Origin of the sequence: Flavobacterium sangjuense, assembly GCF_004797125.1 — a bacterium.
Lineage (GTDB): Bacteria > Bacteroidota > Bacteroidia > Flavobacteriales > Flavobacteriaceae > Flavobacterium > Flavobacterium sangjuense.
Map to the genome: position 1 here is coordinate 1,064,587 of NZ_CP038810.1, position 22,892 is coordinate 1,087,478.

General features: G+C 36.8%; 13 protein-coding genes and 1 pseudogene. 3 read left to right on the forward strand and 11 right to left on the reverse strand.

What is annotated here, in order from left to right:
• Window positions 1-4 precede the first annotated feature (4 nt).
• From GS03_RS04740 to GS03_RS04790, 11 genes and pseudogenes are all read right to left on the reverse strand, one after another.
• Window positions 5-2,815 (reverse strand): T9SS type A sorting domain-containing protein, encoded by a 2,811-nt coding sequence (locus tag GS03_RS04740; RefSeq protein ID WP_136151419.1) that lies wholly within the window; start codon window positions 2,813-2,815, stop codon window positions 5-7.
• A gap of 57 nt (window positions 2,816-2,872) precedes the next feature.
• Window positions 2,873-4,126, reverse strand: coding sequence for a BaiN/RdsA family NAD(P)/FAD-dependent oxidoreductase (locus GS03_RS04745; protein WP_136151420.1), 1,254 nt, complete (start codon window positions 4,124-4,126; stop codon window positions 2,873-2,875).
• On the reverse strand, window positions 4,123-4,782 hold the full coding sequence (locus tag GS03_RS04750; RefSeq protein WP_136151421.1) for a glycerophosphodiester phosphodiesterase: 660 nt from the start codon (window positions 4,780-4,782) through the stop codon (window positions 4,123-4,125). The genes GS03_RS04745 and GS03_RS04750 overlap by 4 nt, the downstream gene beginning before the upstream one ends.
• A gap of 1 nt (window position 4,783) precedes the next feature.
• A complete protein-coding gene (locus tag GS03_RS04755; RefSeq protein ID WP_136151422.1) occupies window positions 4,784-6,430 on the reverse strand; it encodes an alpha-amylase family glycosyl hydrolase in 1,647 nt (548 codons plus the stop codon).
• A gap of 4 nt (window positions 6,431-6,434) precedes the next feature.
• On the reverse strand, window positions 6,435-8,792 hold the full coding sequence (locus GS03_RS04760) for a glycoside hydrolase family 31 protein (RefSeq protein ID WP_136151423.1): 2,358 nt from the start codon (window positions 8,790-8,792) through the stop codon (window positions 6,435-6,437).
• Between the two features lie 93 nt (window positions 8,793-8,885).
• Window positions 8,886-10,760 carry a glycoside hydrolase family 13 protein gene (locus GS03_RS04765; protein WP_136151424.1) on the reverse strand — a complete coding sequence of 625 codons (1,875 nt, stop codon included), beginning with the start codon at window positions 10,758-10,760 and terminating at the stop codon, window positions 8,886-8,888.
• A pseudogene (locus GS03_RS04770) lies at window positions 10,750-11,133 on the reverse strand (GxxExxY protein). Before GS03_RS04770 ends, GS03_RS04765 begins: the two are co-directional and overlap by 11 nt.
• Window positions 11,134-11,218: 85 nt before the next feature.
• On the reverse strand, window positions 11,219-13,522 hold the full coding sequence (locus GS03_RS04775; RefSeq protein WP_136151425.1) for a glycoside hydrolase family 65 protein: 2,304 nt from the start codon (window positions 13,520-13,522) through the stop codon (window positions 11,219-11,221).
• A 25-nt stretch (window positions 13,523-13,547) separates the two neighbouring features.
• Complete coding sequence (gene pgmB / locus GS03_RS04780; RefSeq protein ID WP_136151426.1) at window positions 13,548-14,201, reverse strand: beta-phosphoglucomutase; 654 nt, start codon at window positions 14,199-14,201, stop codon at window positions 13,548-13,550.
• Entirely contained in the window at window positions 14,202-15,566 is a 1,365-nt protein-coding gene (locus GS03_RS04785; protein ID WP_136151427.1) for an MFS transporter, read from the reverse strand. It abuts the gene before it with no gap.
• Window positions 15,567-15,747: 181 nt separating this feature from the next.
• Window positions 15,748-16,767: a LacI family DNA-binding transcriptional regulator gene (locus GS03_RS04790; protein ID WP_136151428.1), complete on the reverse strand. Its 1,020-nt coding sequence runs from the start codon at window positions 16,765-16,767 to the stop codon at window positions 15,748-15,750.
• Between the two features lie 226 nt (window positions 16,768-16,993).
• On the opposite strand from GS03_RS04790, the gene GS03_RS04795 reads away from it, so the two are divergent.
• From GS03_RS04795 to GS03_RS04805, 3 genes are read left to right on the forward strand one after another with little or no spacing between them, the layout of a single operon-like run.
• Entirely contained in the window at window positions 16,994-20,101 is a 3,108-nt protein-coding gene (locus tag GS03_RS04795) for a SusC/RagA family TonB-linked outer membrane protein (RefSeq protein ID WP_136151429.1), read from the forward strand.
• Between the two features lie 16 nt (window positions 20,102-20,117).
• The gene (locus GS03_RS04800) at window positions 20,118-21,665 is read left to right on the forward strand and encodes a RagB/SusD family nutrient uptake outer membrane protein (RefSeq protein ID WP_246034178.1); all 1,548 of its coding nucleotides are present in this window, start codon (window positions 20,118-20,120) and stop codon (window positions 21,663-21,665) included.
• A 19-nt stretch (window positions 21,666-21,684) separates the two neighbouring features.
• The gene (locus tag GS03_RS04805) at window positions 21,685-22,863 is read left to right on the forward strand and encodes a SusE domain-containing protein (RefSeq protein WP_136151431.1); all 1,179 of its coding nucleotides are present in this window, start codon (window positions 21,685-21,687) and stop codon (window positions 22,861-22,863) included.
• The last annotated feature ends 29 nt before the right edge of the window (window positions 22,864-22,892 follow it).

Sequence of the window (22,892 nt, forward strand, 5' to 3'; positions counted from 1 at the left end):
GGCTTTATTGGATGATTAGTTTTTTGGTTTTTTTGATGTAGTTTTCCGCGATAATTTCAACAAAGTAAACTCCTTTGGCTAGAGCCGAAACGTCGATACTGGTTTGGACATTATTTACATTCAAAATGCTTTTAACCGTTTTACCTGTTATATCATAGAATTGAATAGTATCAATTAGCAGATTGTTGTTTTGAGTGATATGCACAAATCCATTCGCCGGATTTGGATACAAATTAAATTCAGTGCTGCTAAACGAAGCGTTGCCCAATGTCAACACAAATTCGGTGTCAAACTGATTCGTCACAATTGCCGGATTGTAATCAAAATATATTGAAGCAGTGTTTGGAATAACATCTCCAATGGCATAACCCGCTTTTGGTTTTATTTTAAAAGAAACAAAACCGTGACTTCCGATAGGGTTTGAAGAAGTTGGAGGCAAATCAATATTGTAAAAATGCCATGTCAATTGAGTTCCAACTCTTTTAGTATCAACATTATGACTCGCGGAAATCATTTCAAAAGTGTTTTCATCTAACTGACTGTTTAAGGCATCTTCAACCCTTACAAATTCAGCATTAGCAGTTCCTGTATTTTCAAATTGAATGGTGTAATACAAATAATCATTGGAAGTAAAAGTACTATGGACAATTTTTCCTCCATGCGATTCCATTTTATCATTTGGGTCATAAGAACCAACTACAGTTTGGGTTGTTGAAGAACTGTTGTTAGAAAGGTTTATATCGTTGTCTATTTGGACAGTAACAGTATTGGTTACCAAATCACCAAGATTAACTGTTGGGATGGTTGGTACCAAAAATGTTACCTGTATATACCTAACTTCAAAAGGAGCCAAGTTGGTAAAGTCATACGTAAATCCTGTAGCTGTTGGTGTAGTCCCCGTTTGAGAAACAGAAGCAATGCTTATGGTTGGGTGTTTGGTAAATGTCAGCGTTCCACTAGGAATAGTTTGCGACCCATTATTTTGATAATAAATAGTAGTACCATAAGTAAACCCTGGTCTTGGCTGTCCGTAAGGACTGATAGTTACCTGAGCATCGACATGAGGCAGCACATTAACGATAGGGAAATACAAATAGTTTTCTCCGCTTCCATCAGGCAGTGTGATGTTATTATGTGAAACAGCTGAGGTATAATAAGTACTAAAATCAGCGTTTAAAGCAAAGCTGATATCATAAGAATTACTAGGATCTGAATCAAATATATAATATGAACCATCATTACTCGTTCCGTATTGATTACTTCCTGAATCATTGACCTGATAAACAAAATTACCGTGATTAAAATCTACCTCACCAGTGTCTTTTACCCCATTATTGTTGCTGTCTAAAAAGGCATCTAGCACTAATACTTCCGAACAGGCACCACTATCAGCACAATTTGGCATACAGATATTTAGAGTTGCCCAATCGCTGATTGTACTAGAGGGACAAAAAATTTTTACATATATAGTGTAGCAGGCATTTGGGCTTAAGCCTGTAAAATAAAAAATGGTTGAATTTATTGCGACTGCATCACTATCAGAAGGAGGAGGGCTTCCTTGTGGAACAAGAGAAATCAGACAGGTTCCAGTTCCTCCCAGTATATCCCAGCTTACTGCAAACGATGTATCAGTAACAGCGCTTGTTGTTAAATTAATTGGCGCAGGACAGGAGCTAGCACAATTATGGGTATTCAAAGTTAAGGTCGTAATACTACGACAACTGGTGGCTGGACTTATAACACTGGCGAAAAGTGTCTGTACAGGCGTGACTATTGGGACATAACCGCCATTTGGTATTGCATTAGCACCAATTTCAGCATCAGTCAAAGTTTCATGATAGGTAATTGTGAATCCTGTCGCTCCTCCGGTAATTTGATTATCGGCATCATGTAAATTATAGATTGGCAACTCCATCACGTCACAAAATTGCAAGGTAGCAGGATTGGCAGGAGGATTAACAAAAACTGTAGCAACACTAGAGTCATCAATGCATGGCAGTATACCTGATATTACATAGGTAAATGAACTTGTAGTCGCTCCAATTTCATGAGTATAGGTTCCTGCACTGGCATTGAATATTCCACCTGAACCTCTAGTTCTTACCCATGTCCCGCCAGATTGTTCGCCAGTTATTACACTAAATAGATCAACAATCGTGGTACTGGTGTCGCATACTGCTATATTTCCGTCATTTCCGGCATTAGGCTGTGCAATGATATTAATTGTAGTCACACTACTATCAGAGCTACAGGGAGCCAAACCTGTCACTGTATAAGTAAATGTACTTGTAGTTGCTCCTACTCCTGGAGTATAAGTACCCGCACTAGCATTGAAAGTTCCGCCAACTCCGGTAGTTCTTGTCCAAGTTCCGCCAGATTGCTCGCCAGTTATTAAACTATATAAATCAATAGTTGTTGAGCTTGTTTCACATACTGTTATGCTTCCATCAGTTCCGGCATTAGACTGCGCATTAACTACAAGATTCATTCCCGCCAAATGAATTTCGCTGAGAGCCGTGTTTATTATTCTGACACCAATAGTTTGTAGTCCGGGAGTAGTATTTACATAAGCGTTTGGTGTGGTAATTTCATTCGTGTTATTCGCCGAATCTGTATCCGAAGGGTAAAAGTGAACCTCGTGAATGGCCGGATCAAGACCATCTAAAATTGTTGGAATTGTTGAAGTTAAATCAAAAACAGCCAATCCATCATTAGAAGCATCATCACAAACTGTCAGCGGAGGAAACATTCCCGGTGGTTGGGAATAAATAGTAAGGCTTAAAAATAAAAAGAGTAGTAGTAGAGCTTTTTTCATGGTTTGGTTCTTAAGGAAACCAAATTTAACTGATTTTGAGCAAACTACAATGTTAAATTATAGGAAATCTTCTGTAATTGTTTGCGCCACTATAAAGCCCGAAGTCCAGGCGTTTTGAAAATTAAATCCACCCGTAATCGCATCGATATTTACGATTTCACCAGCAAAGAAAAGATTTTCATGCAGTTTACTTTCCATGGTTTTGAAGTTGATTTCTTTTAAATCAATGCCTCCGGCGGTTACAAATTCTTCCTTAAAAGTACTTTTACCATTTACCTGAAATTCGCCATTAGTGAGTTGGTTTGCCAAATCAGTTAATTGCTTTTTGGATAAGTCTGCCCATTTGGTTTCTGAATCAATATTTGATGCCAGAACCAAACTTTCCCATAAACGATTCGGAACCCGAGCGTTAGCGAACTGGCTGTTAAGCAAATCAAACGGAGATTTTTTGCTTACTGCTTTTTTTGCATGCTCTTGTTTAAGTTCTTTTAAAGTATCCATTGCTTCTTCAAAAGTGACTTCGTTGAGCCAATTCACCTGAATTGTGAACTGATAATGTTTATCAAATAATTCCCGTGCGCCCCAAGCCGAAAGCCGTAAAATTCCCGGGCCGGACATTCCCCAATGTGTGATTAATAATGGACCGGAAGCTTCCAGTTTACTTCCCTTTACTTTCACTTTGGCGAAAGCCGAAAGTCCCATCAAATCTTTTATGCGGGTATCTTTTATATTAAACGTAAATAGGGAAGGAACCGGTGAAACGATACTGTGTCCAAGCTGCGTGAGCATATCCCAAATTTTTGGATTGCTTCCAGTGGTCATAATCAGTTTTTGGCAGGCAAACGTTTCGTGATTGGTTTCCACTTTCCAATAATTTTCCGCTTTGAAAATGGATTGTACACTTTGACCTGTCAATACCTGGATTCCCAGTTTTTGCGTTGCCGTAAGAAAGCAATCGATAATCGTTTGTGAATTATCAGAAACAGGAAACATACGTCCGTCTTCCTCAATTTTTAATTCCACGCCATGCTTTTCAAACCACTCAATAGTATCGCCCGAACAAAACTGATGAAATGGTCCACGCAGTTCTTTTTCGCCACGTGGATAAAACTTCACTAAATCATTCGGAACAAAACAGGCATGTGTCACATTGCATCTTCCGCCACCGGAAATACGGACTTTCTCCAGAACGGTTTTGCCTCTTTCGAGGATGGCAACTTTCAGCTTCGGATTGTTTTCTACGATATTAATTGCCGTGAAAAAACCAGCTGCACCGCCACCAACAATTATAATATCGAAGTTTGAATTCATATTCTATCCGGAAAATCTGTAATGATGCCGTCAACGTTTAACGATTTGACAAAGATAATATCTTCTTGTTCATTGATGGTCCAAGGATAGACTTTAAAATTTTTGGATTGCATTTGGGTGACGTTTTCTGCTGTCAGCAAATGATAATACGGATGAACGGAATATGCTTTTATGAATTTGGCGAAAGCCAATGCTAAATCCAAATCGGTATTTGTCAAAACGCCAATCCGGATTTTATCATTCAGAAAATGGACTTGCTGCAAGGCATTCCAATCAAAACTGGAAACAATGAAGTCGTCGTATTTCCAATGCTTTTCTGAAATATAGCGTTCGATAAGTTCAGCAACTTTATCAGCAGTTTCAAAAGTTTTGAGTTCAATATTGATAAAGCATTTTTGCTTGACCAATTCGAAAACGGATTCCAGAGTTGGAATGTCAAACGGTTTTAATTCTTTGGCACTGAAATCTTTTACCAAACCTTTTGCAGAAGTTGTTCGGTCAACGGTATCATCGTGAATCACCATCACTTTTCCATCCAGACTTAAATGAACATCGAGTTCAATTCCGTCAACGCCAAGTTCAATCGCCTTTTGGAATGATGCCAAAGTATTTTCGGCAACATGTCCTTTCGCACCGCGATGACCTATTTTGTGCATCTTAAAGTTTTTCTAATAGAACAAGACCGAAATCAGTATTGAGATTTACTTTTCCTTTAACAACCGTTGCCGTCTTTCCGGAATACGCATCTTTTACTTTGCTTCCGTTTGCGAAAACGGTTCCAACAGAAATTGACTTTTGACCTTTGTCCAAATCTAATCCAACCACAACTTTATCCGAATATTTTCCTTTGGTAAATGTTCTGCTGAATACGTATGGTGAAGCTGAAATTTGAGTATGAACCCCGCCACCAACAGCAGGATGGTTTTTTCTAAACTTGCCTAATTTCTGCCAATGCGATAAAACTTCTTTGGTCGTTTCGTTGTTGGCAATATCATCCCAATTCATAAACGAACGCAAAGTCGCATCGCCTTGTGTGCCTTCGATATCTAGCGAACGCGCGCTTTCGTCACCATAATAAACTTGGGAAATTCCCGGAGCCAATAATAATTTGGTGCCACTTTCAAAAGTTTTTTCTCTTTTTTTATCAAACGGATAACCATCATCATGTGAGGAAACATAGTTCATCACGGTGTTGCCTTTTAAGTCATTTTGCAAGATGCCGGAATATTTGGAAAACAACTCTTCGTAGTTCATTTTGGCTTCATTTCTAAAATCAAAATTGATTAAACCCGTAAAACCATTTTCAAAATAATTCACTTTTTTATCTCCAAAATCATAGAATTTTTTGTTCCCAATGTTATAGCCATAAACTTCTCCAACAGTAAAAAACGGATTGTTATCCAACACTTTTTTTGGATTGTTTTTTTTGTATTCGGCGAAAGCCCTGTCACAAACCTTTTTGAAATCGGCCCAAACATCTTCAGTCGTGTGCTTGGCTGTGTCCACGCGGTAACCGTCAATTCCGAACTCTGTAATGTAATCCGAAAGCCATTTCATGATGTAATATTTTGGTGCTCTTGGATAACCCGTTTTTTTGAAGAAAGCATCAAGCGAAGCGACTTCTTTATCATAACGGCCTTCTTTTTTCCATTTATTGGCTAAGAAAGTTGGCAATTCAACATTTTCATTGCTTTCTGTTTTTACATCCGGAAGATTGTCAACCAAAGTACAGTTGATATAAGTATCGTATGATTTATAAGTACATTTTGGCGAAGTACGAGCCCAATCACTTGGATAAACAGAATCCTCCGGAGTTACCGGTCCGGTGTGATTGATAACAGCATCGAGCATAATTCTGATGCCACGAGCATGTGCTTTCTGTACCAATTCGGCTAAATCTTTTTTTGTTCCAACATTTGGGTCAATTGCGCTCCAATCACGTGTCCAATAACCATGAAATGCATACGTAAATCCGGTTCCTTCATCAACGCCATCATGTACTTGCTCAACAATTGGCGTCATCCAAATCACATTGATTCCAAGATTAGTGAAATAACCTTCATCCAGCTTTTGAATAATTCCGCGAATGTCGCCGCCATCAAAACCGCGTAGTTTTCCGGTTGGTTTGTTTCTGTTGAAAGTGTGATTGTTGGTTTTATCGCCATCGTTAAATCTATCGGTAACGATAAAATATACATTTGAACTTTCCCAAACAAAAGGCGTTTTTGGAGTTGCCGACTTCTTTTTTTGAGCGAATGTAAATCCGCAAAACAAGAACGAAATTAGGATGATTATTTTCTTCATGGTTTTAGTATTCAATTTTAATTTCCGACGGTGTTCCTTTTGTCATTGTAACGTTTACCTGCAACGGTTCGTGAAAGGTTTTATAAACCCGTTCCTGACCATTAACAAAAATTCGTTTGGCTTTGATGTTGTGGATTAATATGGATACATTTTTATCCGTTGATGTAAAGTTTTTCCCTGTAACAGCAGCTATTTTAATAACTAATGATTTGTTATTGTTAGTGCTGTTGAAATTCAGAATTTCATATTGTCCTTTTTCAAAAGCATTAGGTGTCGTTCCATCATCATTGTATAATTTCCCCGAAGAATTGGTAACACTTTCATCAAAATAATAATGCAGATTGAAATTGGCTAACGAATATTTGGATGTGTTTTGAATGGTTTCAATCATCGGAATAAAACTGCCACCACGAACAAATGTCGGAATATAATCTTCATTTACTTTTACTGATTCTGTTGTTCCGGCAAGGTGTTTTTCATTGGTATAAAAATCAAACCAATTGCTGCTTTTTGGAAAATAAACTTCTGTAGAAGTTAGGCCGGCTTTTGTAATTGGTGTCACCAAAAAGTCATTTCCCCAGAAATAAGTTCCTGAAACTGTTGTCAATGCTGGTTCTTCAAAAAACAGCGGACGCATTAATGGTGTTCCTTTTTGATTGTTATCAAAAGACAAAGTGTAATTATAAGGCATTAATTGGTAACGCAAATCCACTTGTTTCTTTGCTTTTGCCATTGTAGCAATATCCTTTCGCGCCACTTCAGAAGCAACATCTTCCTGCGCATGCGGACGGAATATCGGATTGAAAACGCCGTATTGCAGCCAACGTAAGTACAATTCGTTGTCAAAATAATCGCCAGCAAATCCGCCAAGATCAGAGTGCATATATCCCAAACCCTGCATTCCCATTTGAAGTGCAATTTCCATTTGGCTTTGTAATCCGCCCCAGCTTCTGCTGACATCACCACTCCAAGGCACCATACCAAAACGCTGCGAACCCGAATATCCAGCACGCATTAATATAAATGGTCGTTGGGTTGGGAAATCTTTTTTATAACCATCAGCGATTAATTTGGCCCAATTGTGTCCGTAAATGTTGTGGACTTCGTCTGCTTTTCCGCCAGCGGTAATTGCTTTGGATGGGAAAACTTCTGGTTCACCCAAATCGCCCCACATGCCGCCAACACCTTGATTGATTAATCGTTTGTAAACATTCCAAAACCAGTCTTTTCCTTCGGGTTTGAAAATATCGACAACGCTCGTATTTCCGAAATAGAAATCCCAGGTTGCCGGTTTTCCGAATTTGTCTTTTACCAAAACATTTTTGTCTACAGCTTCCTGCCACTTTGTTGAGGTTGTCAGGATGAAAGGTTCCGTGATTAAAATGGTTTTAATTCCTTTGGCATTTAAATCAGATATCATTTTATTTGGATTAGGGAAATTGTCTTTGTCCCAATCCAAATTACCCATAGTGTTTTTTATTCCTTTTCCAAACCAATATAAATCTAGAATTATAGCATCAACGGGAATATTATTTTGTTCAAACTTCTTAATTGTGTTTTCAACATCTTCCTGCGAATGATAGCCAAAACGGCTCGAGAAATTACCCAAAGACCAACGTGGCAACAGCGGTTGTTTTCCGGTCAAATCGGTATATTTGCTTACTAACTCGGACCAAGTATTTCCAACAATAACCTGGTAAGTTTTTCTTCCCGAAATGGTTTCATAAGTTAAGGTATTGTCTTTTTTGCTGTCCAAATCCAAATAACCAATCGCGGCATTATCAAAATGAACGGCGTATAATTTTGATGACATCACCAGCGGAATGCAGAAATTCATCAACTCGGCTTTGGTTTCGTAACCATAATGTGCACGATTGTACAATTGCAAACGATTGCCGCGACGGTTCATGCCTAATGCACGAGCGCCACCACCATAAAGCACTTCGGAATTGTCCAGATTGAACGATAAAGTTTGGGTGGAATCATTGACTTTGGTATACCCCATTTTTTCAGACAAAAGCACTTTCCCCAGATTTGAGTATGTGATTTTGAAAGGTGACTTGTTAATAACAACTGTAATTCCTTTGGTTATTAGTGATAGTGAATTGTCAGTTTTGCTAAAACTTGCCCAACCTTTTTCGGGAGTTTTCACAACGGCATGTGAATTCGGATTAAAGGTTTCTCCATTTGGAACAAACGAAGTTTCGACTATCTTATCCGAATAGGGTTTTATCAAATAAGAACCATCTGAAGTTTTAATTTCCAGGATGTTGTTTTTCCAGGAATGGGAAATGTATTTTCTATTTGCATTTTGGGCAAATGAAATGGAGGTAATTAATAATAGGAATAATAGATTTCTCATTTTGTTTAATTAATCTCGCAAAGGCACAAAGGCGCAAAGCATTTTTATTTATAGTTTTACATATTTGCGTCTCTGCGACTTTGCGAGACTTACTTACTTTAATTCTAATACGAGAACAGATTTTCCCTCGAGAGCAATATCATTTTTCAAATCAATAGTTTTTCCCGATAAAATATCATTTCCGGTTTGATAATTTTGAATGCTTTGAGCAAATCGTTTTGTTTTAAAAGTTTGCGTTTCGTTGCTGTTATTGATGACAACCATTACGGTTTGTTTCTCATTATAACGGAAATAAACATACACATTATTTTCCGGAACATAATGCATCATTTTTCCACTGTGAATTACTGCTGCCGATTTTCTCCAGTTGAATAATTTGGAAGTAAAATCATAGAATTTGTTTTGCTCTTCTGTTCTTCCGGTTTTAGTGAAAGCATTAATTCTATCGCCACCCCAGCCGCCAGGGAAATCATGACGAATGTCGCCATCACCTTTGCTTTTGTCTCCATCCATACCAATTTCTGAACCATAATAAAGCTGTGGAATTCCACGAATGGTTGCCAATAAAGTCATTGCCATCTGGTATTTTTTGAAGTCTTTTTTATAGGCAGCGTTGAAACGATTGGTATCGTGGTTTTCGGCAAAAACCAATATGTTGCTTATATTTGGATACAGAAAATCGTTTGTAAAATTGTCGTAGATTTTTATCATTCCTTTATCCCATTCACCTTTGTCTTCGTTAAAGACTTTTTCTAAAGCATCGTGTAATGTAAAATCCATTACACTTGGCAAATAGGAGTTATAGCTTTCAATGGCGCCAATCTTGCTGTCTTTCTGCCAATATGCCATCTGCGCCTGATCGTGCATCCAGACTTCACCCACAATATTGAAATTCGGGTATTCATCAGTGATGGCTTTGGTCCATTTTGAGATGCCATCTTTGTCATTATACGAATACGTATCTACACGGAAACCATCCAAATCGGCGTATTCAATCCACCAAATTGCGTTTTGAATAAGATATTTTAAAACCAAAGGATTCGACTGATTTAAATCGGGCATCGAAGGAACAAACCAACCATCCATGCAATTTCTGGCATCAATAGCCGAAGCATTTGTATCGAATTGTGTTGTCATTCTGTAATTGGATTGTGAGTAACCCGGAAATTGGTGCACCCAATCATAAGTCGGTAAATCTTTGTACATCCAATGCTGCCAACCCCAATGATTCGTAACATAATCCATGATATTTTTCATGCCGCGTTTGTGCAGTTCAGCACTCAATCGCAAATAATCTTCATTAGTTCCAAATCTCGAATCAACTTTATAAACATCGGACTGCCCGTAAGTATGATACGAACCTCGGGCATCGTTGTCTTCACAAAGTGGTGTAGGCCAAACAGCAGTTGCTCCCAATTCTTTGATATAATCTAAATTTTTGATGATACCTTCGATATCACCTCCGTGTCTTCCGCTTGGATTGCTTCTGTCGACTTTTTCGGTTAACGATTTGTCGCTGTCGTTGTTTGGATTTCCATTCGCAAATCGGTCGGACATTATCAAATAAATCATATCTGATGAGTCATAACTTTTTCTGAATTTGGAATTTTCTCTTCTTGCTTTCAGCTCATATTTCTTTGTAAAAGCTACTTTGTTTTTGCTTTTAAAGCTAAATGTCAATTCGGAAGCAGCCACATTTTTAGTGTCAATTGTTACAAAAACATAATTTGGATTTTCTGTTTTTTTTATGTTTTCGATTGCAACGTTATTGGAAATGGTAACATCATATTGCGCAATATTTTTTCCGTAGAACATAATCTGAACGCTGGACAAATTCATTCCGGTATACCAAAATGATGGTTCTACACGGTCAATCTGCGCGAAAGTAACTGATGTAAAAAGTAATATTGTAGCAAGCTTTAAAATTCTCGCAAAGGCGCAGAGGCGCAAAGTTTTTTTATAATCCATATACTACTCGTTTTATTCCGTTTTTTATTAAGGCTTCGTTGAAATTGATTAATAACCCCAACTTTAAATCTGTAATTTTTATATAGGTCAATAATTGTTTTAAATGAGCGTTTGAAAGTTTTTCGACGGATTTGATTTCCACAATAACCTTATTTTCAATTATCAAATCTGAACGAAATCCGATATCCAAATAGGTGTCATCCCAAATTACAGGAATTGGCTTTTGCCTTTCCACTTTTAATCCCTTTTTTATTAATTAGTGATACAGTATTGCTTCATATACACTTTCGAGTAATCCAGGACCAAGTTTTGTGTGAATTCTATAACTTACATCAACTATTATCTTTGAAATTTCATTTTCTGTCATAATCATAAAATTAATTTTAAGACAAGTTATGAAATTTATTACAAAAAAGCCGCAAAGAAAAAACTTTGCGACTTTGTGTCTTTGCGAGAATTTAAACGGTTACCAAACTATTAGGTTCAACCAAAACTTCTTTTCCGTTTACGAAAACAGAAATCGCTGTTTCGCCTTCAAGAACAAATTTCGTTTCATTCTGATGAACAGAAACTTTTAAAATTTGGTTTCTGAAATTGATTTTAAACGAATAGTCATTCCAGTCTTTTGGAATTCTTGGTTCGAAATGCAACGAGTCGTTTTTTACACGCATTCCGCCAAAACCTTCTACGATACTCATCCAGGTTCCTGCCATTGACGTGATGTGCAAGCCTTCTTCGACTTCTTTGTTATAATCATCTAAATCCAAACGTGACGTTCTTAAATAGAAAGTATAAGCCTGTTCCATTCTGCCTAAAGTTGCTGCCTGAATTGAGTGCACACAAGGTGAAAGCGAACTTTCATGAACGGTAAATGGTTCGTAGAAATCGAAATGCTTTTCTAATTGTTCTTTGCTAAAATGATCTTCGAAGAAATAGAAACCTTGTAATGTGTCTGCTTGTTTGATATAAGGCGAACGCAGGATTCTGTCCCAAGACCATTTTTGATTAATTGGTCGTTGTGATTTGTCTAAATCGTGGACTTTTACCAATTCTTTGTCTAAGAAACCATCTTGCTGCAAATACACATCGTGCTCTTCCGAAAATGGGAAGTACATATGATCTGCCACTTTTTTCCAGTGTCCGATTTCAGTTGTATCTAATTTAACTTTGCTCATGATTCGGTTAAAATCGGAGCTGTATTCTTTTTCAACTTTATTGATTTGCTCAATGGTATAATCGATACACCATTTGGCTAAATAATTAGTATAGAAATTATTGTTGACGTTGTTTTCGTATTCATTTGGACCGGTAACACCAAGAATCACATACTGATTTCTATGTGTAGAAAACGTTGCTCTCTGATGCCAAAAACGGGCAATTCCGATTAAGACTTCTAATCCTTTTTCGGGAATGTATGAGTAATCGCCGGTATATCTGTAATAATTGAAAATCGCAAAAGCAATAGCGCCATTTCGGTGAATTTCCTCAAAAGTAATTTCCCATTCGTTGTGGCATTCTTCGCCATTCATTGTTACCATTGGATACAAAGCAGCGCCGTTTGTAAAACCTAATTTACCTGCGTTTTCAATGGCTTTATCCAATTGATTGTAACGATAGGCCAAAAGATTTCTAGCCACATGCTGGTCTTTCGTAGCCATATAAAATGGAATGCAGTATGCTTCAGTATCCCAATAGGTTGACCCACCATATTTTTCGCCGGTGAATCCTTTCGGCCCAATATTCAAACGGGAATCTTTCCCCAAATAAGTTTGGTTTAAATGGAAAATATTGAAACGAATTCCCTGTTGTGCTTTCACATCGCCATCGATAGTAATATCGCTCATTTCCCAGATTTTTGCCCAGGCGTCAATTTGATTACTCAATAATTTGTCGTAGCCAAATGACAATGCTTTCGCGATAACATTTTGAGCTGCAGCCTGAGTGTCTTTGTGGTTCATTGAAACGGTATAACCACCCAGTTTTTGTATGGAAGCTGTTTGGCCTTTTGAAGCATTGACTGTATAAGTAAACTGAACTTTTTCATTTGATGCTTCAACATTTGATGGAGAAGCATTTTGGTCTTCGCCATTTAATAAGATACTATTTTGCATGAAAGTAGTAGCTGTAAAATGTGTTTTGAAGGTTCGTGCCGTAACAAAAGCTTCGTTTCCTGAATTTTTCACATCTAATGGCTCCCAGAATTTTTCTTCCCAGTTGGCATCTTCGTTGTGAACTCCGGCGTCAACGTAAGGTTTGAAAACGATTTTGGCATCATTATTTAATGGTGTGATTTCATAATTAATGACACCAACTTCATCCAAATCCAACGAAAGAAAACGACGAACGTTTACTGAAATCTGAGTTCCGTTTTGCAGTGTTGCTTCGAAAGAACGGTTGTAGATTCCTTCTTTCATATTCAGTTCGCGACGGAAGTTTTTCACTGCAGCGCAGGCTGCCAAATCAAGGTTTTCACCATTAACTTCGATATTGATTCCAATCCAGTTTGGTGCGTTTAGTACTTTGGCGAAATATTCGGGATAACCGTTTTTCCACCAACCCACTTTGGTTTTATCCGGATAATAGATTCCGGCAATATAACTTCCCTGGAATGTTTCACCAGTGTAGTGTTCTTCAAAATTGGCGCGTTGCCCCATAGCACCGTTTCCGATACTGAATAGGCTTTCGGAGGATTTCACTTGGTCTAAGTCAAAACCTTCCTCTATGATTGACCAGTTGTCTGGTTTGATATAATCTTGATTCATTTTCTTTTCCTTTTATCATTCAATTTTAGTCTATAAACGCTTCTATAAAAGAAGTATCCATAAAGGTAAAATCTTTAAAATTGTATTTTGCTTCATGTAGAATTCTCTCATCGCCAATTCCGATGCTTGTCATATTGGCAATATTAGCAGCCTGAATTCCGGCTACTGAGTCTTCAAAAACCATAGAATTCTCATTTGTTGCGTTTAGTAATTTGGCAGCTCTGATAAAAACTTCAGGATCTGGTTTTGCATTGGTTACGTCATTTCCGTCAACAATAGCATCGAACAAATGCAAAATTTTTACTTTTTCTAAAATTGGTCTGGCATTTTTACTTGCAGAACCTAATCCGATTAGTTGATTTTTTTCTTTAATAAATTCTAAAATATTGACAACACCGGGAAGAATTTCTGATTCGTCCATGTTTTCAATATAGGCAAGGTAATCTTCATTTTTTTGTTTTAGCCATTTGTTTTTGTTCTCTTCGGATGCTTGAATGTTTCCAAGTTTCAGAATAATATCCAAAGAGCGAATACGGCTGACCCCTTTTAATTCTTCGTTGTGTTCAGGTGTAAATTCGATGCCTAATTCGGCTGCTATTTTTTGCCAGGCTAAAAAATGATATCTGGCTGTGTCAACAATAACGCCATCAAGGTCGAAGATGAATGCTTTTTTACTCATTTATTTTTGTATTACGTCATCAACATCTTTTACTTTAACAACCAATGCAGCAGCTATAAGGAAGCTTACGCCACTTGTAATTATGGCATAAATAGCATGATCGTTGTATAAATATTTTACTAATGGTCCACCAATTAAGGCGTTGATGATTTGTGGAATTACGATAAAGAAATTGAAAATACCCATATAAACTCCCATTTTCTTTGGCGAAATAGAACCGGCTAAAATTGCATAAGGCATAGATAAAATACTAGCCCAAGCGACACCAACTCCAATCATGGAAATAATCAGCATTTCTTTGTTTGGCATAAAATACATAGAAAGTAATCCTAAACCACCAGCGATTAACGATATGGAATGCGTTTTCTTTCTTCCGAACTGTTTGGCTAAAAGCGGTAAAAAGAATAGGGCAACTAAGGCAGAAACAAGGTTATAAACTCCGAAGATAACACCAACCCAATCTCCTGCATCCTGAAATGCCGGACTTGTATGGTCTTCTACAGACAATCCGTAGATGTGCTGTGCGATAGCCGGTGTGGTAAAAACCCACATTCCGAAAAGTGCGAACCAGGAAAAGAATTGTACCCAGCTTAATTGTCTCATAGTTGTTGGCATTTTTCTGAAATCGTCAAAAATGTCCATCAAACTGGATTCTTTTGTTTCGCCGTCTTCTGCAATCGCTTTTAGATGTGCCTGCTCGTCTTCAAACTTAGCCAATTCTTCAGGAGAATATTCTTTGGTTGAAAATAAGGTAACCAATATTGATCCAACTAAAACAGCAGCTCCAATGATAAAAGAAAGCACTAAATGATGCGGAATTTTTCCGTCTTCAGCACTATTTGAAACTCCGAACCAATTTGTTAAAACATAAGGTAACCACGAACCAATAACAGCTCCAAAACCAATTAGTGCCGTTTGAATACTGAATCCTAAAGTTCTCTGATCTGAGCGCAAATTATCACCAACTAACGCTCTGAATGGCTCCATGGCAACATTAAATGAAGCGTCCATTATCATCAGCATTCCGGCACCAACCCAAAGAGCTGGCATCAAAGCAATGAAAATATCAGCTTGAGGCATTAATATTAAACCTATAGATGCCAACAATGCGCCAACCAGAAAGAAAGGTTTTCTTCTTCCAAATCTTCCCCATGTGTTGTCACTGTAATGACCAATGATTGGTTGGACGATTAATCCCATAAGAGGAGCAATTATCCAAAACCATGATAATTCGTGTACATCTGCACCAAAAGTTTGAAGAATTCTGCTAGCATTAGCATTTTGAAGGGCAAAACCCATCTGTATTCCCAAGAAACCAAAACTCATGTTCCAGATTTCCCAGAAACCTAATTTACGCTTTTCCATTATCGTAATTTAATGATTTATAATACGATAAGCGCGATGCTTATCAAAACTTATTTTAGTTCGAAGTAAAAGTACAAGCTTTGATAATTGTCGTAAAGATAATAAAGAATTTAAATTGTGTTGGCTTTAAGTAAAAAAAATGCAGGCATATAGTTACGCAAACGTTTTTTTGTTGATAAAATTATATGGTGGATTCTCTTTCCACCAATTCGGTTTCGATGACTTCGGTACTGTATTGCTCGTCTTCTTCCTCTTCTGATTCGAGTCTTTCGATAAGCATTTTTGCAGCTTTTCCACCCATTTTGATTCCGTTTTGACTAACAGTTGAAATGCTTGGTGTTGAATATTTTGAAATGATTCCGTCTGTGAAACCGATAATTGAAAGTTCTTCCGGGACTTTGATGTTTAGCTTTCGGGCTAATTTAATGGCAGTTACGGCAAAAATTTCATTTACTGCAAAAACAGCATCCAAATCGTTATTAGTCAATAAGTTTTCGATTAAAGATTCGAAATTTTCGGTGTCTTCAATTTTGAGGATCAAACTCTCGTCAACATTTATGTCATTGTTTTTTAATGCTTTAATATATCCTTGAGTTCTTAGTTTGCCAACACTTACATAGTCAACAGTTGTTATCAACGCAATTTTTTTAAACCCTTTATCGATGAGGAATTGTGTGGCGTTAAAGGCAGCCAGATTATCGTCAATAATTACTTTGTCACACAAAATATCGTTGGTAACTCTATCAAACATTACAACTGGCATTCCCTGATTGATGACTTCGACGATATGGTGAAAATCTTTCTTCTGTTGGGTTTCTTTCGACAGCGACATGATAAAACCGTCAATGCTTCCGTTGGCTAACATTTCCATATTAATTACTTCTTTATCAAACGATTCGTCAGATAAGCAAACTAAAACATTATAGCCGTTTTCGTTGGCCACTTGTTCTACGCCACTGATTACGGTTGCAAAAAAATGATGAATAATTTCAGGAATAATAATACAAATTGTTTTTGTTTTTCTGTTTTTTAAACTGAGGGCGATATTGTTTGGTTTGTAGTTGTATAATTTAGCAAATGCCTGAATTTTTTGTCTGGTGTCTTCGCTGATTTCTAAACTGTTTTTTAGCGATTTTGATACGGTAGATATTGATACATCCAGCTCTTTGGCAATTTGTTTTAGCGTTACTTTTCTTTTCATGTTGTGAATTTGATAAATACTAATTTCTGAATAAAGGTATACGATATTTTTTATTCTATCAATTTTAGCGTTAATTAATTGTAAAAACTAAAAAGTTTTCAACACGCAAACGTTTTCGGAGGACATTTAACAACTGTATATTCTATAAATTGAATTTTTTACATAAATTTAACATTCGAAGTAAAAATACAAGCACAAAATTATTTTTTTAACCTAAACAAAATGTATGAAAACAATTTACAAAAAGTTGTTATTTTTATTCTTATTACTGCCTTTTAGCGTACTGGCTCAAAGCAGTTTAAGTGGAGTTGTAATTGATAAAAAATCAAATCAGCCACTTCCAGGAGTAAATGTAAACGTTCAAGGAACCACTAGTGGTACTACAACAGATTTTGATGGAAAATTCCAGTTAGCAGGCCTAAAAAGCGGAGACAAAGTTGTCTTTTCTTTTATTGGCTATAACAGTGAAACCATTACGTTCACAGGACAAAAAACGGTATCAATTAGCTTAGCTGAAAGCGCAAACGAATTACAAGAAGTAGTAGTTCAGGTGGGTTATGGATCTGTTAAGAAGAAAGATGCTACCGGTTCAGTTTCAGTAGTGTCAGCTAAGGATTTTAATAAAGGTGCTATTGTATCGGCCGATCAGTTGCTTGTTGGTAAAGTGGCTGGAGTTAGAATCACCAATGATGGTGGTCAGCCAGACACTCCGCCAAATATTAGAATTAGAGGTGGTGCTTCTTTAAGTGCACAATCAAGTCCGTTAATCATTATTGATAACGTTCAGATTGACAATAAATTGGCTGCAGGTCAGTCTAATCCATTGTCTTTGGTAAATCCAAATGACATTGAGTCTTTTACTATTTTGAAAGACGCGTCTGCAACTGCTATATATGGTTCAAGAGCTTCGAATGGTGTTATCATTATAACAACCAAAAAAGGGTCTTCATCAGGAGCTCCTAAATTTAGTTATTCTAACGTATTCTCTTTTGGGAAGGTTGGAAAAACAGTTGATGTTATGAATGCAAATGAATTTACATCTTTTATTGAAACAAATTATCCTCAGTACACTAATAGATTAGGTATTGATGACCCTAATTTGCCGGATAGTACAATAGATAATCCTGCAACAGTAGGGATAATAGAAGGTAGAATTTTGTATGATACCAATTGGAAGAATGCTGTTTTCAGAAAATCATTCAGCCAGGATCATAATTTTAGTGTAAGAGCTGCGATATTTGGTGACGTACCATTTAGAGCTTCTGTAGGATATAATAAAACAGAAGGATTAATTCAGACCAATGATTATTCGAGAATTTCTGCGGGTTTCAATGTATCTCCAACATATCTTGATGGGCATTTAAAAGTTAACCTTAACGCTAAAGGATTTAGTTCAAAGAAAAATGCTATTGATGTTGGTTCGGTTACTTATGCTGCATTGAACATGGATCCTACAAAACCAGTATATGGAGATAGCCCGGATAATAGATTTGCTGGATATTTTCAAGAAACGAATAATCCTACCAGTACATCTTGGGATGGAAGATATTTGCTTCAGGGTGCGTATAATCCGGTAGCAAGACTGAATCAGAGAGACAGACCTGAGAGTATTGATAAGTTCTTAGGTAATATTGAGTTCGATTATAAAATGCCTTTCCTACCAGAATTGAGAGCAGTTCTTAACTTAGGCATGGAAGCCTCACAATCTAACATTGAAGAAAGATTTTCTAATAATGCGCTTGAAACGTATCAGACAAGAACTACTATTGGATCAACTCCTTCTACCAACTATGTTTTCAATCCTGGGTTAAATTATAGAGAGAATCAAACAATAATGAATAAAACTGTGGATGCTTACTTAGCTTACTCAAAAAAATTAACAGGTACTGTTACCAAATTTGAAGTACAGGGTGGGCACAACTACCAAAGTTTTGTTTTAGATGGAAATAAAACAGAATACCGTTACAATGTTGATAGTGGTCTTAGAGAGATTAATCCTCCATCTGCAAACAATCCAAATAGAAGATATTATGGACAAATGGTTCTTGAGTCTTATTTTGGAAGAACAAATATCGATATATTAGATAAATACCTGTTCAGCTTTTCAGTAAGAGCAGATGCTTCATCTTTATTTCCAAAAGACAACAGATGGGGTTATTTTCCATCAGCAGCCCTTGCATGGAAAGTTAAGGAAGAAAGTTTCCTAAAAAACTCATCTAGTGTTAATGATCTTAAAGTAAGATTAGGTTATGGGTTCACGGGTAATAGTGACTTTAGAGACGTAGCTTTTGCAGGATATTATTCATATATACCAACCTATACTATAGGTAGTGCTCAAGGGCAGTATTTGCCGGGTATTGGAACATTTTCAATAGACCCTTATAATCCAAATTTAACTTGGGAAAAAACAGCTACTTATAACGTTGGATTGGATTTCGATATCCTTAAGAATAGCAAGTTAACAGGTAGCATTGATGTTTATTACAGTAAAACAACTGATTTGTTGGCTTTGGTTAACTTCCCTCCGGGACAATTTTTAACAAACAGCTTTATTGATAATGCGGGGACATTATCGAGAAAAGGAGTTGAGGCCAATCTTACAGTGAAATTATTATCAACAGATAACATGAACTGGAGCGTTAATGGTAACGTATCCTACAATATTGGAAATGTTGATGAGCTAAAAGGTACTTCAAGAATTGAATTGAATAAATTACCTGGTATTGGTAGAACATTAACTTATCATGCGGTAGGTGAGCAGCCAAATTCTGCTTGGGTTTATGAGCAAGTATATGATAGCGCAGGACACCCTATTCCGGATGTATTCGTTGATAGAAATGGTGATGGTCAAATCACTGATGACGGAGATAAATATTATGTAGCTATGGCTCCAAACTGGACATTTGGTTTTGGAACTACATTCAACTACAAAAACTTTGATTTTAATGCAAGTTTCAGAGGGCAGTTAGGTGGGAATGTATACAATAGCCCGGATTATCAATTTGGTTATAAAGAAAAAGTATTGCCAGGGCAAAGTACAAACCTTAATAATGCTTTGAGTGGTTATTTGCCATTTACTACAATACAGGATAATTCAGTTGTTTCTGATTATTTCATTCATGATGCAACTTTCCTACGTTGCGAAAGCATTTCCTTAGGATACAAATTTGATAAATTATACAAATCAAGTTCATTACGTTTATCTGTTGGAGTTAACAATTTATTTGTCTTAACAAAATATCCAGGTCAGGATCCTGAAAGCTTTACTGGAATTCAGACAGATTTCTACCCAAGACCAAGAACATTTAATATGGGTGTAAACATCGATTTTTAAAAAAACTATGAAAAATATGAAAACAAATTTTAGAAAATTAACCGTAGTTGCCATACTCTTTGTAATGGCTTCTTGCTCCAGTGAGTTGGATCAAAAACCGTTGATTGGCGACACTTTGGACAATTTGCTTCAGAATAATCCTGGAGCAGCTAAAGGTTTAGTGTCAAAAATGTATGCAACTTTTGCATTAACCGGTCCTTCAGGCCCGGGAAGTTCGGACATCGTATCAAACGATGCCGGAGAAACAGGATTCTTAAGAGGGATTATCAACTTACAGGATTTTACTGCCGACGACATGAAAAACCGTTGGGGAGATGATGGTCTTGACCAATTGACAACAACCTCTAACTGGACTCAAAACAATAAATTTTTCAGATATTTATTTGACAGAGTTTATTACACAGTTCCTCAGACAACTAACTTAATAGTTGCTCTTAATCAAACTAGTGGTCCGGATAAGGAATTGTATATAAGCGAATTACGTTTTTTACGATCGTTGGCTTATTATTATATGATTGATTGTTTTGGGAAAGGTGTCTTAATTACGACGGAAAATTATGGAACAACAGGAGCTTTACCTGAAGCTTCCAGAACAGAACTATTTAATTATGTGGAGTCTGAATTATTAGCTATTGAAAGCACTTTGCCGGATCATAATGAGTATGGAAGAGCTAATAAGTCTGCTGCCAGAATGTTGTTAGCAAGATTATATCTAAATGCTGTGGTATATACAGGTACAGCAAGATACAACGATGCTCTTACTTACGTTAATAAGGTAATAACTGAAGGAGGATATACTTTAGCTCCAAACTTCGTTCATAATTTCTCAGCAGACAACAATACTTCGCCGGAAATTATTTTCCCATTGATTGCTGATGCAGTTTCAAGTCAAAGTTATGGTAATACTACTTATTTAGTAAATGGTAATTTAAATTCTGAAACAATGCCATTGAGCTTTTTTGGAGCTACTGATGGTTGGGGTGGACATAGAGCAACTAAAGCCTGGTACAATTTATATGGAGATATAACAACAACCCCTGACGTAAGAGGTCAACTTTTCTGGACAGCGGGTCACACATTCGAGATGACGGATTACAAAGTATGGACAAATGGATATCCTAGTGTTAAATTTAGAAATTCAAATGCTACAGGACCATCAACTCCAACAAGTTTTTCAAATACCGATTTCCCATTATTCCGTTTAGCAGATGCTTACTTAATGTATGCCGAATGTGTGGTTAGAGGAGCAACGGGAGGTTCAGCTTCACAAGCCTTATCTTATGTTAATGAAGTAAGAAACAGAAGTAATGCGACCTCAATTTTACAGGCTGATTTGACACTAGACTTCATTTTAGATGAAAGAGGAAGAGAGTTAAACTTTGAAGGAGTAAGAAGAACAGACTTAATTCGTTTTGGCAAGTTTACCGGAGGTTCATACTTATGGCCATGGAAAGGAAATACATTAAACGGAACCTCAATTCCGGATACTTATAATGTTTTCCCTATTCCTTTGACAGCATTAGATGCTAATCCGAATTTGACACAAAATCCAGGATATAATTAATTAAAAAAAATATATAATTATGAAAAATATAATTAGAAAAGCATTTTTAGTCACCTTTATAACTATTGGATTGTATTCTTGTACAGAGGATAGTAAAGATCCAGTGGCGAAGGAATCAGCGGATGATTTTGTATTGTCAGCTCCGTTAGATGGCACGTTTGTATTAACGGCTGCAACAGCGGATGATGAGGCAGTAGTTGTGCAATGGGAATCAGCAGATTTTGATTATCCGGCTGCAACGAATTATAAACTGCAAATGGTTAAGTCTACCGATTCGTTTTCAGATGACCAAACGCTAAACGCATCTATTAGTTTAGGTAACTTTAGTTCAGTTGCCGGTGCATCTTTCGAAAAGTCACTTAAAGTTAGAGAATTTAATAATTTAGTTCTTGCAGCTAATCCGGGCGGAATAGGTGTGGCAACTAGCTACAAGATTAGAGTTTATGCAGTAGTTAATAATCAATTAACATCTTCTGAGGTTAATCTAAATGCTAAATCTCAAGAAGCAACAGTTACGATAACTGCTTATGATGCCTTTGATGAATTCGATAGAATTTATGTGCCGGGTAACTATGGAGCAGCAAGTACTTACGCTGATTGGGCACCAGATAACGCTGCAAAATTATTTTCCAAATCAGGAGATGGTAAATACGAAGGTTTTGTTTGGATGAACAATCCAACACCAGCGTTTAAATTTACTGAAGATACAACCTGGACAAATGATAAAGGGGATATAACTGAAAACCCTAATTCATTTACAGATTTAATTCATACAGGTGGTAAAGACATAAAACCTGCAGATGGTGCTGGTACCTATTTCTTTACGGTTGATTGGAATTTGAACAAGTATACTGTTGGAAAACGTCAGGTAGCAATTATTGGTGATGCAACCCCGAATGGTTGGGGAACACCAACCTATTTGAATTTTGAGACAGATCCAACTTCTCCGTATTTCAGAATGTATACTATAGATTTGCCATTAGTAGTAGGAGCTGACGGATTTCTGATTCGAACTAAAGATGACTGGTCCGAAAAATTGGGTTCTTTGTTAGCAGATACTGAAACCTTACAAGCTACTTCACCAAATAAGATAAAATTTGGCGGTCAAAATATGAAAGTTCCGGCTGCCGGGAATTATAAAATAGTAGTAGATTTAAGAAATTCTGCAAACTATAATTTGCGTTTAATACCAAATTAATATACTACTTAAAAAATAAATTTTAAAAA

Bases quoted from the DNA above. Each gene is read 5' to 3' on its own strand.
- GS03_RS04740 (WP_136151419.1), bottom strand. From the start codon at position 2,815: ATGAAAAAAGCTCTACTACTACTCTTTTTATTTTTAAGCCTTACTATT.
- GS03_RS04745 (WP_136151420.1), bottom strand. From the start codon at position 4,126: ATGAATTCAAACTTCGATATTATAATTGTTGGTGGCGGTGCAGCTGGT.
- GS03_RS04750 (WP_136151421.1), bottom strand. From the start codon at position 4,782: ATGCACAAAATAGGTCATCGCGGTGCGAAAGGACATGTTGCCGAAAAT.
- GS03_RS04755 (WP_136151422.1), bottom strand. From the start codon at position 6,430: ATGAAGAAAATAATCATCCTAATTTCGTTCTTGTTTTGCGGATTTACA.
- GS03_RS04760 (WP_136151423.1), bottom strand. From the start codon at position 8,792: ATGAGAAATCTATTATTCCTATTATTAATTACCTCCATTTCATTTGCC.
- GS03_RS04765 (WP_136151424.1), bottom strand. From the start codon at position 10,760: ATGGATTATAAAAAAACTTTGCGCCTCTGCGCCTTTGCGAGAATTTTA.
- GS03_RS04775 (WP_136151425.1), bottom strand. From the start codon at position 13,522: ATGAATCAAGATTATATCAAACCAGACAACTGGTCAATCATAGAGGAA.
- pgmB (WP_136151426.1), bottom strand. From the start codon at position 14,201: ATGAGTAAAAAAGCATTCATCTTCGACCTTGATGGCGTTATTGTTGAC.
- GS03_RS04785 (WP_136151427.1), bottom strand. From the start codon at position 15,566: ATGGAAAAGCGTAAATTAGGTTTCTGGGAAATCTGGAACATGAGTTTT.
- GS03_RS04790 (WP_136151428.1), bottom strand. From the start codon at position 16,767: ATGAAAAGAAAAGTAACGCTAAAACAAATTGCCAAAGAGCTGGATGTA.
- GS03_RS04795 (WP_136151429.1), top strand. From the start codon at position 16,994: ATGAAAACAATTTACAAAAAGTTGTTATTTTTATTCTTATTACTGCCT.
- GS03_RS04800 (WP_246034178.1), top strand. From the start codon at position 20,118: ATGAAAACAAATTTTAGAAAATTAACCGTAGTTGCCATACTCTTTGTA.
- GS03_RS04805 (WP_136151431.1), top strand. From the start codon at position 21,685: ATGAAAAATATAATTAGAAAAGCATTTTTAGTCACCTTTATAACTATT.